The 15,386-nt window shown below is 44.3% G+C and carries 13 protein-coding genes and 1 tRNA gene; 7 read left to right on the forward strand and 7 right to left on the reverse strand.

The window, feature by feature from the left end; all coding sequences use genetic code 11:
* Positions 1 to 8 precede the first annotated feature (8 nt).
* Positions 9 to 1,253, forward strand: coding sequence for an ABC transporter permease (locus AC23N5_RS28510; RefSeq protein WP_183971946.1), 1,245 nt, complete (start codon positions 9 to 11; stop codon positions 1,251 to 1,253).
* Between the two features lie 86 nt (positions 1,254 to 1,339).
* A tRNA-Leu gene (locus tag AC23N5_RS28515) sits at positions 1,340 to 1,423 on the forward strand.
* Between the two features lie 146 nt (positions 1,424 to 1,569).
* On the opposite strand, the gene lpxA is transcribed toward AC23N5_RS28515, so the two are convergent.
* The 4 genes from lpxA to AC23N5_RS28535 all read right to left on the reverse strand — a co-directional run bounded on the left by lpxA (position 1,570) and on the right by AC23N5_RS28535 (position 6,119).
* Positions 1,570 to 2,370: an acyl-ACP--UDP-N-acetylglucosamine O-acyltransferase gene (gene lpxA / locus AC23N5_RS28520; protein ID WP_183971945.1), complete on the reverse strand. Its 801-nt coding sequence runs from the start codon at positions 2,368 to 2,370 to the stop codon at positions 1,570 to 1,572.
* 71 nt (positions 2,371 to 2,441) lie between these two features.
* Entirely contained in the window at positions 2,442 to 3,833 is a 1,392-nt protein-coding gene (locus AC23N5_RS28525; protein WP_028524310.1) for a bifunctional UDP-3-O-[3-hydroxymyristoyl] N-acetylglucosamine deacetylase/3-hydroxyacyl-ACP dehydratase, read from the reverse strand.
* Between the two features lie 5 nt (positions 3,834 to 3,838).
* On the reverse strand, positions 3,839 to 4,876 hold the full coding sequence (gene lpxD / locus AC23N5_RS28530) for a UDP-3-O-(3-hydroxymyristoyl)glucosamine N-acyltransferase (protein ID WP_183971944.1): 1,038 nt from the start codon (positions 4,874 to 4,876) through the stop codon (positions 3,839 to 3,841).
* 10 nt (positions 4,877 to 4,886) lie between these two features.
* On the reverse strand, positions 4,887 to 6,119 hold the full coding sequence (locus tag AC23N5_RS28535) for an HD domain-containing protein (protein ID WP_310586973.1): 1,233 nt from the start codon (positions 6,117 to 6,119) through the stop codon (positions 4,887 to 4,889).
* Positions 6,120 to 6,185: 66 nt separating this feature from the next.
* Between AC23N5_RS28535 and AC23N5_RS28540 the strand changes: the two genes are divergently transcribed.
* The 3 genes from AC23N5_RS28540 to hisIE all read left to right on the forward strand — a co-directional run bounded on the left by AC23N5_RS28540 (position 6,186) and on the right by hisIE (position 9,104).
* A complete protein-coding gene (locus tag AC23N5_RS28540) occupies positions 6,186 to 6,890 on the forward strand; it encodes a peptidylprolyl isomerase (RefSeq protein ID WP_183971942.1) in 705 nt (234 codons plus the stop codon).
* Between the two features lie 400 nt (positions 6,891 to 7,290).
* Entirely contained in the window at positions 7,291 to 8,454 is a 1,164-nt protein-coding gene (locus AC23N5_RS28545; protein WP_183971941.1) for a sigma-54-dependent transcriptional regulator, read from the forward strand.
* Between the two features lie 44 nt (positions 8,455 to 8,498).
* On the forward strand, positions 8,499 to 9,104 hold the full coding sequence (hisIE, locus tag AC23N5_RS28550) for a bifunctional phosphoribosyl-AMP cyclohydrolase/phosphoribosyl-ATP diphosphatase HisIE (protein ID WP_183971940.1): 606 nt from the start codon (positions 8,499 to 8,501) through the stop codon (positions 9,102 to 9,104).
* A gap of 63 nt (positions 9,105 to 9,167) precedes the next feature.
* Here the strand turns inward: hisIE and AC23N5_RS28555 are convergent, their stop codons facing one another.
* The 3 genes from AC23N5_RS28555 to AC23N5_RS28565 are packed head-to-tail and all read right to left on the reverse strand — an operon-like array spanning position 9,168 to position 13,990.
* Entirely contained in the window at positions 9,168 to 11,501 is a 2,334-nt protein-coding gene (locus AC23N5_RS28555; RefSeq protein ID WP_487758129.1) for an ATP-dependent helicase, read from the reverse strand.
* Positions 11,502 to 11,561: 60 nt separating this feature from the next.
* Positions 11,562 to 12,596, reverse strand: a complete 1,035-nt coding sequence (gene cydB, locus AC23N5_RS28560; RefSeq protein ID WP_183971938.1) for a cytochrome d ubiquinol oxidase subunit II — start codon at positions 12,594 to 12,596, stop codon at positions 11,562 to 11,564.
* Between the two features lie 17 nt (positions 12,597 to 12,613).
* Positions 12,614 to 13,990 carry a cytochrome ubiquinol oxidase subunit I gene (locus tag AC23N5_RS28565; protein ID WP_487758130.1) on the reverse strand — a complete coding sequence of 459 codons (1,377 nt, stop codon included), beginning with the start codon at positions 13,988 to 13,990 and terminating at the stop codon, positions 12,614 to 12,616.
* Positions 13,991 to 14,301: 311 nt separating this feature from the next.
* Here AC23N5_RS28565 and AC23N5_RS28570 point away from each other — a divergent pair, with 311 nt between their 5' ends.
* Together AC23N5_RS28570 and AC23N5_RS28575 are read left to right on the forward strand one after the other, a co-directional pair.
* Positions 14,302 to 14,781: a hypothetical protein gene (locus AC23N5_RS28570; RefSeq protein ID WP_487758131.1), complete on the forward strand. Its 480-nt coding sequence runs from the start codon at positions 14,302 to 14,304 to the stop codon at positions 14,779 to 14,781.
* A 72-nt stretch (positions 14,782 to 14,853) separates the two neighbouring features.
* On the forward strand, positions 14,854 to 15,360 hold the full coding sequence (locus AC23N5_RS28575) for an Imm30 family immunity protein (protein ID WP_487758132.1): 507 nt from the start codon (positions 14,854 to 14,856) through the stop codon (positions 15,358 to 15,360).
* Positions 15,361 to 15,386 lie beyond the last annotated feature (26 nt).

Below are 15,386 nucleotides of genomic sequence, written 5' to 3' on the forward strand. Positions count from 1 at the left end.
CCATTGCCATGAACCTTATTGAGAACTTTCGTGAAGGACTTCGCTCTATTCAATCAAACATGCTTCGGACTGTCCTGACGGCGCTGATTATTGCCATTGGTATTACATCGCTGGTGGGGATTCTGACGGCCATTGATGGAATGCAAAGTTCGGTGAATAATAGTTTCGCCGATTTGGGCGCCAACACCTTTGACATCCGAGGGCCGCAGCCTTTTCGCCGAAGAAACGGAGGAATGCGCTCTAAAGATTATCCCTCGATTACCTACCGTCAGGCTAATCAGTACAAACGAGAAATCAAAGACACGTATAATGCCCAAGTGTCGATTTCGTCGAATATTAGCGGTGCTGTACAAGTCAAATACAAATCCATCAAAACCAACCCCAATACGCGCGTCGTTGGCATTGATGATAACTATATGGCGATTAAGGGCTATAAGCTTGTGAATGGCCGTAATTTCTCCCCAACCGACTTAGACAATGGCCTTAATGTGATCATTATTGGTTCGGAAATAGCTCAAAAACTGTTTGAGGGAAAAATAAGTCCAATCAACGAAGAAATTATCGTTCGAGGGAATCAATATAAAGTAGTAGGCGTACTGGACAAAAAAGGGTCATTGACGGGAGGAGGAGATGACCGTGTGCTGCTGGTCCCTCTTGAAAACGGCCGAGCTTTGGCTGCAAACCGCGAATTGACTTTTGATATTACGACATCTGTTAACAGCATGGAAGACCAAGAACTCATCATGGGAGAGGCTAGGGGAATCATGCGGCGAGTTCGGAAAGACCTAATTGGGAAGCCTGATTCGTTTGAAATAGAAAGCGCCGATGCACTGGCTAAAAACTTTGAAGAAATATCGGGTTACTTGCGCATGGGAGGCTTTGGAATCGGCATCATTACGTTATTGGGAGCGGCCATTGCGTTGATGAATATCATGCTCGTATCGGTAACAGAAAGAACGCGCGAAATAGGTATCCGAAAGTCGCTAGGGGCAACTCCACGGCTGATTCGCTTGCAGTTTTTGATGGAAGCCATTGTGGTGTGTATTTTGGGGGGAATCGGTGGACTTATCTTAGGAATTATCGTCGGAAATATCATTGCCAAGGTCATCAGCCAGAATGCAAGTTTCATTGTGCCGTGGTTTTGGATGATGATGGGGATATTGGTGTGCGTTGTAGTCGGAATTCTTTCAGGAATTTATCCAGCGATAAAAGCCTCACGCTTAGACCCTATCGAAGCTTTACGCTATGAATAATGAAAATTTTTGCACTTTTTTTGGTGTAAAAATTTGGAATTAAAATCTCAACTGCTACCTTTGCAGTCCCGTTTACACAACGACTTGCCCAGATGGCGGAATCGGTAGACGCGTTGGTCTCAAACACCAATGAGGTTACACTCGTGCCGGTTCGACTCCGGCTCTGGGTACTCGGGTAAAACTCGAAGCGAAAGCTTCGAGTTTTTTGCTTTTATAGGCTTGCTAAAAGAGCGCGCTCGGGGGGGAGGCCATAAAAAAACGGCTCAGAAATTGCTCTGAACCGTTTTTTTGTTTGGATATAAAACAAGGTTTATTCTTAGTCTTCGCTATCGACATGGGAAGCGCTAGGTGCCTTAATAATCCCACGCTCTGAACTGCGAATGAAGTTGACAATAAGGTCGCGCTCAGACGAAGCAGGAAGGTCTTGCTCAATATGCTCTAAAGCCTCAGAGTTATTAAAGCCTTTGAGATAGATATAACGATACACCTCTTGAATGTCGTTAATCTGCTCATTGGTAAAACCACGACGACGTAAACCAATCGAGTTTACTCCCGCGTAACACAGGGGTTCTCTAGCTGCTTTGGTAAAGGGTGGAACATCTTTCCGAACCAGTGAGCCGCCCGCTACCATGGCATGTGCACCAATCTTTACAAACTGCCGTACCGAACTTGAGCCCGCAATAATCGCCCAATCTCCCATGTGGACGTGCCCTGCCATTTGCACGTTATTGACGATAATGCAATTGTTCCCGATACGACAATCGTGGGCTACGTGCGAGTAGGCCATGATGAGACAATCGCTACCAATTTCGGTTTTCCAGTGTTCTTCCGTTCCCCGACTGATGGTAGCGTATTCACGAATAATCGTATTGTCGCCAATATAAGTGAGGGTATATTCTCCCTTGAATTTTAAATCTTGGGGGGTAGAAGAAATTACTGCGCCAGGATAGATTTGGCAGTTTTTGCCAATTCGAGCACCATCATTGATGACGGCATGTGAACCTATCCAAGTGCCTTCGCCAATTTCTACATCTTTGTGAATCATGGCAAATGGCTCAATCACAACATTTGGGGCGATTTTTGCCTCTGGGTGTATGTATGCTAACGGTTGAATCATGTTGGGTTGATAGTTTCCAAAGCACCGTTCTCAGAAAGAAGTACTTTCATCTGAACTTGCTTTGTTTACCATTACTTTTTTCTAACTAGGCTTGCGGTCATGTCAGCTTCACATACAAGTTGTCCTGCCACGTACCCTGCGCCGTGCATTTTTACAATTCCTCGTTTGATAGGTGCTGTAAACTCACATTTGAAGATAACGGTATCTCCAGGAACGACGTTGCGACGAAAACGGCAGTTTTCGATGGCAGCCAAGAAAGGCCAATAGTTCTCAGGATCTGGTTGCGAACTTAAAGCAAGAATAGCTCCTGTTTGTGCCATGGCTTCCATTTGTAAAACTCCTGGCATGACAGGATTGTTTGGAAAGTGTCCCGTAAAGAAGGGCTCGTTCATGGTAACATTTTTGAGTCCTGCCACGCTGTTTTCGTCCATATAAACGATTTTGTCAATCATCAAGAATGGATAGCGGTGGGGGAGAAGCTCACAAATACGCTTCAGGTCCATCACAGGAGGCATTTTGGGGTCGAAGTGAGGCACTGGGCTCTTCGACGACTCCATCAGCTTTTTGATTTTTTTCGCCAAAGCAACGTTGGCAGCGTGGCCAGGGCGTGCTGCCAAAATTTGACCTTTGATAGGGCGTCCCACGAGTGCTAAGTCACCTACGACATCTAGTAGTTTGTGGCGGGCCATTTCATTGGGATAGTGCAGTTCTAAGTTGTTCAGAATCCCTACTTTTTTGTTGACTCCAATGGTAGGTTTGTTGAGCAACTGAGAAAGATAATCTAGTTCGCCTTCTTCCACATCACGGTCAACGATTACAATGGCATTGGTCAAGTCGCCACCTTTGATGAGGTTGGCTTTGTAAAGCGCCTCAAGCTCGTGCAAGAAACAGAAAGTTCGGCACGAAGCAATCTCACGTGAGAAGGTAGTGAGGTCGTTGAGCGAAGCGTGTTGGCTGCTGATTACTTGTGAGTTGTAATCTACCATCACCGTGAGGCGGTAGTCGTTGAGGGGTAAAGCTACCATCTCAATGTCTTTTTCCGCGTTTATGTAGCGTACAGGTTCTGAAATTTCGAAGTAGTTGCGCGAGGCATTTTGTTCAATAATTCCAGCTTCTTTTAGCGCTTCTACAAACTTGATAGAGCTGCCGTCCATGATAGGAGGCTCAGGGCCATCAAGCTGAATCAGTACGTTGTCAATTTGTAACCCAACAAGTGCGGCGAGGGTGTGCTCAACCGTGTAAACACGGGCTCCGTTTTGTTCGAGGGTAGTCCCTCGTGAAACATCTACCACATTGTCCACGTCAGCATCAACGATAGGCTGACCTTCCAAGTCAATACGTTGAAATTTATAACCGTGATTGATAGGGGCGGGCACAAAAGTCATGGTAGCCGAGACACCAGTATGCAACCCTACACCCGATACCGACACCGATTTTTCGATGGTTTGTTGTTTAATGTTCAACATTCCTAGTGTTTATCTTCTTTGTTTTGTTTCTCTAATTCGTGTACTCTTTTTTCCAAGAGCGGTAATTTACGGAAAATCGCCGCCGAACGTAAACTGTCTTTGAGTTCGAGGGCAGGAGTTCCGTTAAGGGAAAGTCCTTCTTCTTCCCATGTTCGGGTAACGCCCGCTTGGCCACCCACTTTGGTTCCTTTGGGCACCGTAATGTGCCCGTTAAAACCAGCTTGTCCGCCTATGACGCAATTTTCTCCGATTTTGGTCGAGCCCGCTATGCCTGCTTGGGCAGCAATGACGGTATTTTTACCAATTTCGACATTATGCCCTACCTGTACTAAGTTGTCCAGTTTTACTCCTTGGCGAATAACAGTCGAGCCCATTGTGGCGCAGTCGATTGTGGCTCCTGCACCTATACTTACGTTGTCTTCGATGACGACGTTGCCTAGTTGGGGAATTGTTTTGTACGTTCCGTCGGGAAGTGGGGCAAAACCAAATCCATCGCTTCCGATAACGGCATTGGCAAAAAAGGTACAATTTTGACCAATAATGGTATTGTTATAAATTCGGACGCCCGAATGAATCACCGTACCATCGCCAATTTTGACGTTATCGCCCACGTAAGCATGGGGATAAATTTTTACATTTTTCCCAATCTTACAATTTGTTCCAACGTAAGCAAAAGCACCTAAATAGGGATTTTCGCCCAGTTCAGTGCCTTGTCCAAGGTAAGAAGGTTGCTCAATTCCTCGTTTGTCGCCCTTGATGATTCGTTCGTATTGTTGTAGAAGTTGAGTAAACGCTGTATAGGAGCTTTCTACCCGAATAAGGGTAGTTTTAAACGCTTTTTTAGGTTCAAAGCTTTTATCTACAATTACTGCCGAAGCCTCGGTTGTGTATAAATAAGGCTCGTATTTTGGATTGGATAAAAAAGAAATACTACCAGAGATACCCTCCTCAATTTTTGATAACTGACTGATTTTTAGGTTCTCTTCGCCTTCTATTTCTCCTCCGAGCAGTCCAGCAATCTGCTTGACGGTAAATTCCATACGGTCACAATTAAGACTGCAAAGTTAGGGGTTTCATCCAACAAACATAATACTTTCGGACAATATTACTCAGTGCCTTAATTGTCGGTAAATCAGAGGCATCAGCAATATCGCATACGCTGCCATCTTTCATTTTGATAAGAATGCGTTCTTTGCTCGAAACATAGGCCGCATTGCTCGATTCGCCCAGCACCAAAAAATAGTCATGCCAACTGTCCGAAATGCCTTGTTGGCGCAGTTGTTCGTGGATTTCTTGCAACTGATTTTGGTCAAATGGCGTGCTTGAAAACTGTATTTTGTACAATTTTCGGTCAAGTAAATGTTGACAAATCATGGAAAGTACGCGGTCATTGTGAGCAGCCCATACTTTCAAACAACCCCAGACGTCGTAATCGTCGATGTTGGTAAAAGATTGCAAGCACTGAGGGTTTTCTTTGAATTGTTGCAAGGTAATGTTCTGACGAAGAAATAGCCCAAAATCCTTGGGCGCAAAGATGTCTTCGCCACTTCTGGCCAACTCGCGTGCGCGCCTGATGGCCTGAATTAACATGGTTTCGGCACAAATGGATGTTTTGTGAAGATACACTTGCCAATACATGAGACGCCGCGCATTTAGAAAATTTTCGATGCTTAATATGCCTTTGGACTCTACAACGAGTTGGTCGTCAACCACATCCAGCATTTTGATAATGCGCTCGGTACCGATGGCACCTTCAGCTACGCCCGTAAAAAAACAGTCGCGGTTGAGGTAATCCATACGATCCATGTCCAATTGGCTGGAAATCAGTTGGTGAAAAAACTGCCGTGGATAGCTACCCTCAAACATCTGAATGGCCATTTCGAGCCGCCCGTCCAGCTGGCGGTTAAGTTCTTTCATAATTTCCAGCGAAAGGTATTCGTGGTGGACGTCGTTTAAAATGGTTTTTTCCAACACGTGAGAAAACGGCCCGTGCCCGATGTCATGCAGCAAAATCGCGATTTGGGCGGCTTCCCATTCGGCTTCCCAAATCAGGTGGCCTTTGGTGCGTAAGGTGGAGAGGGCTTGCCCCATGAGGTGCATGGCGCCAAGGGCATGGTGAAAACGGGTATGCAGTGCGCCAGGATAGACCAGTTCGGCCATCCCTAGTTGCCGAATGCGCCGAAGCCGCTGGAAAAAAGGGTGTTGGATAAGGTCAAAGACCAAATCAGACGGAATGCTGATGAATCCATAAACGGGGTCGTTAAAAATCTTTCGTTTGTTCACGTCTGAGTAAATTTGGGAAACGGAATTTTTGAGTGCAATTTCGTGAAAAAATACCTCCATTACCTAATGAAACACGTTGCTCTTTCCTTTTTCGTCGTCTTGAGTACGGTGGCTTTTGCTCAAAAAAAAACCAAAAAAGCCGAAGTGGTCACAATTCACACCTCGTTTGGTGACATGGCAGCCATTTTGCACGAGCAGACGCCGCTTCACAAGGCCAATTTTTTAAAATTAGCCAAAGAACACTTTTACGATAGCTTGCTTTTTCACCGCATCATCGAAAATTTTATGATTCAGGGGGGAGACCCTAATTCTAAAAACGCCAAACCAGGCGACCGCTTGGGTGGGGGCGGGGGCAATATGGAGCGAATTCCTGCGGAGTTTCGTCCCGATTTGTTTCATAAGAAGGGGGCGTTGGCAGCCGCAAGGGATAATAACCCCGAAAAAAAGTCATCGGCTTGCCAGTTTTATATTGTCCAGGGAAAAGTATATAACGATACCGAACTCGATGCTCAGTTACGTCGGGCGGTAGGGACACGACAAGCAACACCTGCGCAGCGAGAAGTGTATAAAACAATAGGTGGTACGCCGCATTTGGACGGGAATTATACTGTTTTTGGGCAAGTGATAAGTGGTATATCGGTGCTCGATAGCATTGCTCATCAACGCCGCGATGGCTCCGACCGACCATTAAAAGATGTGCGGATGAGCATGAGCGTAGAGAAAATGAAAAAGAAAAAAATTGCCAAACGCTACGGGTATCGGTTTGAATAAGACCTTCATACTGGGTGCAGTTATCTGTTAGCGGTTATCCGTTACTCGTTCTGATCAGGGCTAAAGCCCTAAGTTGTACTTTTGCTTAGACCCCAGCCTAAAGGCGAGGGGTTTAAGGAGTCACAGATTATTGACAACATCTAGTTTGATTTTGTATGATTGCTTAGAAAGCCCCATGGGGGTGACCTCTTTCACCGAGTATTGGCCGCCCCGATGGGGCTTTGTGGAGGGGGGTATTTACATTTTCTACAAATGTTTCGCATCTCCGAGGCTGTTTCTTTAAATGCGTTTAACCTGTTATTCGTTTGAAGTTTTCTAAATTGTTGGAAAAGTAACTTTCTTTCGCGTTATTTTCCCGATGGGTTTACTAACTTTGCCCATTAACTTATTTCTACGACTGATGGCAAAAATCCTGATTGTGGATGACGAGAAAAGTATCCGTGCTGCCCTGCGTGATATTTTAGAATACGAAGATTATGAGGTTGAAGAGGCCAAAGATGGAGAAGAAGGTCTCTATATGATTCTCAATAATCATTACGATGTGGCGCTCTGCGATATTAAAATGCCAAAACTGGAGGGCCTTGAGGTGCTTCTAAAAGCTGGTGAAGCAGGCCGAGCGACGCAATTTATTATGATTTCGGCTTTTGGTAGTGTCGAAAATGCCGTAGAGGCTACCAAGCGTGGTGCGTATGATTTTATCACCAAACCACCTGATTTGAATCGCCTGCTGGTTTCGGTTCGTAATGCCATTGAGAAAGCCAAATTGGTCGCGGAAACCGTTGATCTCAGAAAACGTATTTTCAAAATCAACGAAATCGTGGGTGAGTCGGCCCCGATTCGTAAGGTCAAAGAAACCATTAGCCGCGTGGCACCTACCGAAGCGCGTGTGCTCATTACTGGAGCCAACGGTTCGGGGAAAGAAATGGTAGCCAAGCAAATTCACGAGCGGAGCAACCGCGTTAATAAACCTTTGATTGAGGTAAACTGTGCCGCAATTCCGAGCGAATTGATTGAAAGTGAGCTTTTTGGCTATGAGAAAGGGGCGTTTACGGGGGCTGTAAAACAACGTATCGGAAAGTTTGAACAAGCCGATGGTGGAACACTCTTTTTGGACGAGATTGGTGATATGAGCTTGTCGGCGCAGGCCAAAGTGTTGAGAGCGTTGCAGGAAAGTAAAATAACCCGCGTGGGTGGAGATAAAGAAATCAAAATTAATGTTCGGGTGATTGCGGCGACCAACAAAGACCTCAAACGTGAGATTGCAGAAGGAGGTTTCCGCGAAGACTTATACCACCGACTGAACGTTATCCCGATTCACGTACCGCCGTTGGCCGAACGCCGCGAAGATATTCCTTTGTTGGCCGAAAAATTCTTGTACGATATTTCGCAAGAATATGGTGGTGTGCCCAAAGAAATTATGGAAGATGCCATGACCCACCTAAAATCCTTGCCATGGACGGGTAACGTCCGTGAATTGCGCAACGTCATTGAGCGTTTGGTGATTATGTGCGGCGACGAAATCTTGCTCGAAGACGTCCGTTTGTATGCAAGCTTTGGGAGTTAGTCTAACTTATTAAACGTTTTTTAGTAACTGGTGCTTTGGCACACATGATAATGGAAATCAATTTTTCAAAATCTCCCGACGGTTTGGTTCCTGCCGTTGTTCAAGATGAAGAAACGGGGAAAGTACTCATGGTTGGGTATATGAACGCGGAAGCATTGGCTAAAACCGAAGCCGAAAAAGTAGTCACGTTTTTTAGCCGTTCTAAGCAAAGACTTTGGACCAAAGGTGAAACATCAGGTCATTTTTTACAAGTAAAAACAGTTTTGGTGGACTGCGACCAAGACACGATTTTGGTAAAAGCACATCCAATTGGCCCTACTTGCCATACGGGTGCGGATACTTGTTTTTTTGAGAAAAATGAAGGCAAAGCTTCGTTTTTGAATTACCTACAAAAGCAAATCATTCGCGACCGTAAAAATAATCCCTCGGACGCGTCATATACGAGTAAACTTTTTGCCCGTGGAGTCAATAAAATTGCCCAAAAAGTGGGCGAAGAAGCCGTGGAATTGGTGATTGAAGCCAAAGATTCTAACGATGACTTGTTTAAAGGGGAAGCAGCCGATTTGTTATTCCATTACCTGATTCTTCTCGAACAACGTGGGTTGGATTTGGACGATATTGTGGACGTATTAAAAACGAGACACAAATAAAAACATTTTGTGCATCAGGGTACTCATACCCTGATGCACAAAATGTACAAAAATCACGTATTGCTACCGTAAAATTCTCAGCTTCGCAAAACTCAGTAGTAGGGTTTTTTCTCCTGTTGTATCAAAATGAATAATGGCTTTGCGGTCGGTGCCGTTGACGTCCATTTTCTTCACCGTTCCTTTCCCAAATTTCGGGTGTTCTACTCGATTGCCTTCTTCCAAAGTTGAAGTATCACTTGCCACAAAAGGCTCGCTCGATGTATTGGCGCCGTTGGTCGTTGGGGGAGGAGTCGGCACCTTGGGACTGGATACTCCAGCTGAACTTTTAACCGTTTCGGTCGCTCCTTTTGGAGTTTGAGAAGTACGGTTGGCTATCTGACGAATCAAATTCATCGACGACGGTTCCGCATTGTTACGGTAGTCGTCCATGCCCCCCGAACGACGCCCTTTCGTCATCATCAAAAAGCGCTGGTCAACTTCAAACAAAAAGCGGCTAGGTTCGCACATATTGAGGCGGCCCCAGTTGTAGCGACTTTCGGCGTACGAAAACGTGAGTTTGGTTTCGGCGCGGGTGATGGCCACGTAAAATAGCCGCCGTTCTTCTTCCAAATCCTCGCGCTTTTCGAGCATCATTTGGCTTGGGAACAGCCCTTCTTCCAACCCTACGACATATACATTTTTAAATTCAAGTCCCTTCGCACCGTGAATTGTCATCAAAGTTACGCGGTCGGTATCGCCATCGTCGTCGGTTTCGTCGGCGGTGGTCAACAGTGATACCGTTTGTAAAAACGAACTCAAGGTTTTGTCCTCATTGTCGGGGTTATCGACAAACTCTTTGATGGCGTTCAGCAATTCTTGCACGTTTTCGTAGCGGCTCAAGCCTTCCACGGTTTTGTCTTCGTACAATTCCCGCAAAATTCCCGAGGCTTTGGCCACGTGAGAGGCAACAGCGTAAGCATCTTTGCCTTCTTCCAGCAAAATTTTGAAACTCTTTATCAAGGTAGCGAAGCTCTCAATGGGCAAGGTAGCACGCCCCGCCACGTACCGCGAGATATTAGAAACTACTTCCCAAATCGGCACGCGGTGTTCGGCGGCAGAGACGGAAATTTTGGCCACTGTCGTATCTCCAATGCCGCGTTTGGGCAAGTTGATAATCCGCTTAAAAGCTTCCTCGTCGTTTTGGTTCACGATAAAACGCAAGTACGCCAACAAGTCCTTGATTTCTTTACGTTGGTAGAACGACAATCCTCCAATGATTCGGTACTTGATATTGAGTCGGCGGAGGGCTTCTTCAAAAGCCCGTGATTGGGCATTGGTGCGGTACAAAATCGCGAAATCGGTGTTGCGTAAGCCTTTGTTTACTTTTTCTTCAAAAATCGCCGTCGCAATCAATCGCCCTTCTTCGTTGTCCGAACTCGCTTTCACCACGTCAATCAATCCACCTTCCTCGTTGGTGGTAAACACGTTCTTTTTGAACTGCGCTTTGTTTCTGGCAATCACCGAGTTGGCTGCGTTCACAATGGTTTGGGTCGAACGGTAATTTTGCTCCAACTTCACCACCCGTACTTCGGGAAAATCGCGTTCAAAATTGAGAATATTCTGAATGTTAGCTCCACGGAAGGCGTAGATACTTTGGGCATCGTCGCCTACCACGGCAATGTTCCGATGTACCGCCGACAACTTTTTGGTAATCAGGTACTGCGCCACGTTGGTATCCTGAAACTCATCGACCATCACGTACTGAAACTTGTGCTGGTATTTGTTCAAAATTTCAGGAAAATCGCGAAAAAGCACGTTGGTATTGAACAACAAATCGTCAAAATCCATCGCATTGGCCTGAAAACAGCGCGTGGTGTAGGCTTTGTACAAACGGCCGATTTCGGGCAATTTTGCGGCTTCGTCGTCGGCCCGAAACAACGGGTTTGCCAAGTAGTCATCGGCCGAAATAAGGTTATTCTTTGCCCCCGAAATACGGTTAAAAACGACGTTGGCTTTGTAGGTTTTGTCGTCGAGGTTAAGCTCTTTGACAATGCTCTTAATCAGCGATTTAGAGTCGTCGGTATCATAAATGGAAAAATCGGAAGTATAGCCCAAAAAACGTGCTTCGATGCGGAGGATTTTGGCAAATACCGCGTGAAACGTTCCCATCCAGATGTTCCGCGCTTCGTACCCGACCACTTTCTCGATACGCGCGCGCATTTCGCCCGCGGCTTTGTTGGTAAACGTTAGCGATAAAATCCGAAATGGATCCACGCCATTTTCAATCAAATGGGCAATTCTGAAGGTCAGCACTCGTGTCTTGCCCGAACCCGCACCCGCAATAATCATCAACGGCCCTGGGCCGTGCGTTACGGCTTGGGCTTGGGGTTCGTTGAGGCCACTTAAATAATCAATCATTTACGTCATTTTTTTACACTACCACAAAGTTAGAGGAAAAGTTTGGGAGTCGCGTACAAATCAATAACTGCTGTCGTCCAAGCGCACTTTTCCTCGAAAAGTCCAAAACACAAAAGCGGTATAAGTCGCAACCAAAGGTACTCCAATAGCGGCAATAAGCAGGAGTGTTTTCAAGGTTTTGGGAGAAGAAGCACCGTTAAAAACCGTTAGATGAAAACGGGCATCAAGCGTCGAAAGCATGATGTTTGGGTACAAACCTACGGCTACCAGTAACATCAGCGATGCCGTGACCAAGGTAGAGGAAACAAACGCCCAACGATAGCGACGTGCCGAAATCTGGCGCGTGATGTTGGCCGTAGCCACTATCGCCAGCAACGGAACGCCGAACATGTACGGTATTTCTTTGTAACGTGCTACCATGTGGGGTACAAATAGTAGCGTCACCACCGACGTAAGGGCAAACATGAGTACGAAGAAAATGGTGGTATTTTTAACCAAAATCGTGAGTTTGGCGTACAGTCGATTTTCGGTTTTCATGACCAAGTAAATCGCCCCGTGCATCATAAAAAGTGCCAAAGTGGTCACCGCTACTAGCAACGAATAGGGGTTGAAAAAGTCGAGCAACGTTCCGCGATAGGCATAGCTTTGATCCACAGCAATTCCCTGAATAACGTTGCCGAGTACCAAACCCAGCGCCAAGGCAATGGCAATCGACGCAAAACTATAACTAATATCCCAAAGCTGACGCCACCATTTCATGGGTTCTTTAGAACGAAATTCTATCGAAATGGCCCGTAAAATAAGCATGACCAAAAACACCATAAATAGCTCATAGAAAGCCGAGAAAACGGTGGCATAAACCACTGGAAAACCCGCAAATAAGGCTCCACCACCAATCACCAACCAGACTTCGTTGCCATCCCACACGGGGCCAATGGCATTGAGTGCGATTCGGCGGCTTTCTTCTTTCTTGAAAAACAAATGCAACGCCCCTGCTCCTAAATCAAAGCCATCTAAAATAGCGTAACCGCTAAAAACACCTCCAACGACCAAAAACCACCAAGTTGGGAGGTCGATTCCTAAAATTGTTTCCATGATTTTAAGCGTAAGGATTAGAGAATGGGATTATCACGTTTTGAGTACAATGGCACTTCTTCTACATGGTGCGCGTCGTCAACGGGGCCGTGTTTGATTTTTTTGTTGAGCAAATACAAAAATAGTGCAAACAACAGCGCATACACCACCGTAAATAGAATGAGCGAAAAGAGCACTTGCTCGGCGCGTAATGCTTGCGACAACGCATCCGAAGTACGCAATAGCCCATACACCACCCACGGTTGACGCCCTACCTCGGCCGCGTACCAGCCCATTTGGTTGGCGATTTGGGGCAGTAACACCGACCACGCAAACACCTGCAACAACCACCGATGGTCAAAGAGTTTGCCGCGCCACCATAAAAAAGAAGCCAACAGTGTCAGGCCAATCAACGCCATACCGATGCTTACCATGATGTGGTACGTCTGAAACACAAAATTAACGGCACTCGGGCGGTCGTTGGGCGCAAAAGATTTTAATCCTTTGACGGGCGTAGTAAAGTCACCGTGAATCAAATACGTAAGTCCTTTGGGAATACTGACTCCCGAAATCGTTTCTTTACGCGCATCGACCCAACCCAATAAGTACATATCGGCGACGGCCAACGAATCGTAATGTCCTTCAAAAGCGGCTAGTTTGGCAGGTTGATTTTTGGCCACGCCATCGGCCGAACGGTGTCCCGTAAATAATTGCATCAATCCAGCGACGGTTGCAACCACCAATGCTATTTTAAAACCTGCTTTGGCGATGGCTTCGTGGCGTTTTTTGAGAAGATAATAGGCATTGACGCTCAACACCAAAAACGAACCTGCCAGCAACGACCCCACCAAAACGTGCGCCAGGCGCTCCATGCTCGAAGGGTTAAAAACCATCTCCCAAAAATCGGTCACGACGGCACGAGCGTTCAGACCCGTTCCTTCGATCTTAAACCCTGCGGGAGTTTGTTGCCAAGAGTTGGCTACTACAATCCAGATGGCCGAAAACATCGAGCCTAATGCCACCATGATGGTAGAAAAGAAGTGGACTTTGGGGCTAACCCGATTCCATCCAAACAATAAAATCCCTAAAAACCCTGATTCTAAGGCAAAGGCGAAAATGCCTTCGGCGGCGAGCGCACTCCCAAAAATATCGCCCACATAACGGGAATAAACGGCCCAATTGGTGCCAAATTCAAATTCCATCACAATGCCCGTAGCTACGCCTATTCCGAAAATAAGCGCAAAAATACGAATCCAAAAGCGGGTCATTTGTTCGTAGATGCGCTCGCCTGTACGCAGGTAAAGCCCTTCCATAATGACCAAAACCACGCCCAAACCAATACTTAACGGAGGATAGATGTAATGAAAAGCGACGGTAAATGCGAATTGAATCCGCGAAAGTAATACAGCATCCATACGCGCGAGAAATTGATAAAACCATTCTTTCTTTGGTAACACAAAAAAAGGTACTTTCCTCAGAGCTTTGGCGTTTTTTTGTGCTTATTTTTTTGGGAGAAGTTTTTTTCTTGATTGAGCGAGCAATTATATGGTAGATTTTGGTAAAATTGAATTCACTGTTAACGCATACGCCCCCAGTTATGTAAATCAAAAGTCACAATAACCCTTGATTAGAATGGCAAAATCAAGCAATTTTGATACTTTCTGAGTGCTCAAGGCACTTTTAGAAAATGTTTTTTAACCACTTTTAAATATAAATCATCATTAAAATGTCGACATTAGACCTAAAACAACGACTAATTAATAGTAGGAAGTTTGAAAAAGAAAGTGATTATCAAGTTGTTGAAGAAATATATAGATTGTATAATAGTAGTTTCTTCAATGAAAAAAATGTAGAAATTTTAATGTATAGACTAGATGATAATAGCGAGGACTTAGAAAGTACCAATAGCTTAATTGAAATTATATTCAGTATGTCAGAGAAAGGTGCCGTTTCTGAGCTATTGTCTTTAATAGTGCTTTCAAATATAACCGCTTGTATGCCACATACAAAATTACATTTAAAAAGGATTATAGGAATTGTTATTTCACAGGAAAATATTGAAAATTTTCTAGCACTAATACCTATTTGTCAAGAAAAAACCATTTTGAATAGCATTTTACAAGATTTAAACGAAGATGAAAATTTTAATACAAGTTGGATATTTCGAAAAAATTTGATAAAATCAATCTTTAAAATAACGGCATAGGTATTTAATAATCAGTGGTTTAAAAAATAACATTCCTCGTTTTAATAAGTTTCAACCATAAAATATTCAACAGTGAGTACAATAAAATATATTTCTTTAAAAAAACGGCTAATTGTTTCGAGAAAATTATCAAAAGACAGTGATTTTGAAGTTTACGAAGACGTTTTTGAATTCGAAAATACTTATAACACGCTCAGGTTAGTAGAAGTTTTATTTCATGGATTCGATGATAATACCGAAAATTATGAAATACAAAATTCCTTACTTAATTACATAATAAGAATACTAAAAAACTATTCAATAAATGAACAACTACAGGTAATAGTAACAAATAGAATCTGTTTTTACCCACATGCTAAGAAATGGTTTTTGTCGTTTCTCTGTAAATATATCTTAGAGAAAGATAACTTATCAAATGTATTCGATATATTTCAAAAATATATCTCAATTAAAGAAACAATTGAAATATTAAACGATTTAAAAATATTTACAGACGATTTGCCGTTTGAAGAGATAAAATATAATTTACAATATTTAATTGAAGAAATGAATACAAAAATATCTAATTACAATTTATAAATTCCTTTTAACAAATACTATCTTCG

This window comes from Runella sp. R5_40 (assembly GCF_057652295.1).

Bases quoted from the DNA above. Each gene is read 5' to 3' on its own strand.
- hisIE (WP_183971940.1), top strand. From the start codon at position 8,499: ATGATAATGGAAATCAATTTTTCAAAATCTCCCGACGGTTTGGTTCCT.
- lpxD (WP_183971944.1), bottom strand. From the start codon at position 4,876: ATGGAATTTACCGTCAAGCAGATTGCTGGACTGCTCGGAGGAGAAATA.
- AC23N5_RS28510 (WP_183971946.1), top strand. From the start codon at position 9: ATGAACCTTATTGAGAACTTTCGTGAAGGACTTCGCTCTATTCAATCA.
- AC23N5_RS28540 (WP_183971942.1), top strand. From the start codon at position 6,186: ATGAAACACGTTGCTCTTTCCTTTTTCGTCGTCTTGAGTACGGTGGCT.
- cydB (WP_183971938.1), bottom strand. From the start codon at position 12,596: ATGGAAACAATTTTAGGAATCGACCTCCCAACTTGGTGGTTTTTGGTC.
- AC23N5_RS28555 (WP_487758129.1), bottom strand. From the start codon at position 11,501: ATGATTGATTATTTAAGTGGCCTCAACGAACCCCAAGCCCAAGCCGTA.
- AC23N5_RS28570 (WP_487758131.1), top strand. From the start codon at position 14,302: ATGTCGACATTAGACCTAAAACAACGACTAATTAATAGTAGGAAGTTT.
- lpxA (WP_183971945.1), bottom strand. From the start codon at position 2,370: ATGATTCAACCGTTAGCATACATACACCCAGAGGCAAAAATCGCCCCA.
- AC23N5_RS28565 (WP_487758130.1), bottom strand. From the start codon at position 13,990: ATGGATGCTGTATTACTTTCGCGGATTCAATTCGCATTTACCGTCGCT.
- AC23N5_RS28545 (WP_183971941.1), top strand. From the start codon at position 7,291: ATGGCAAAAATCCTGATTGTGGATGACGAGAAAAGTATCCGTGCTGCC.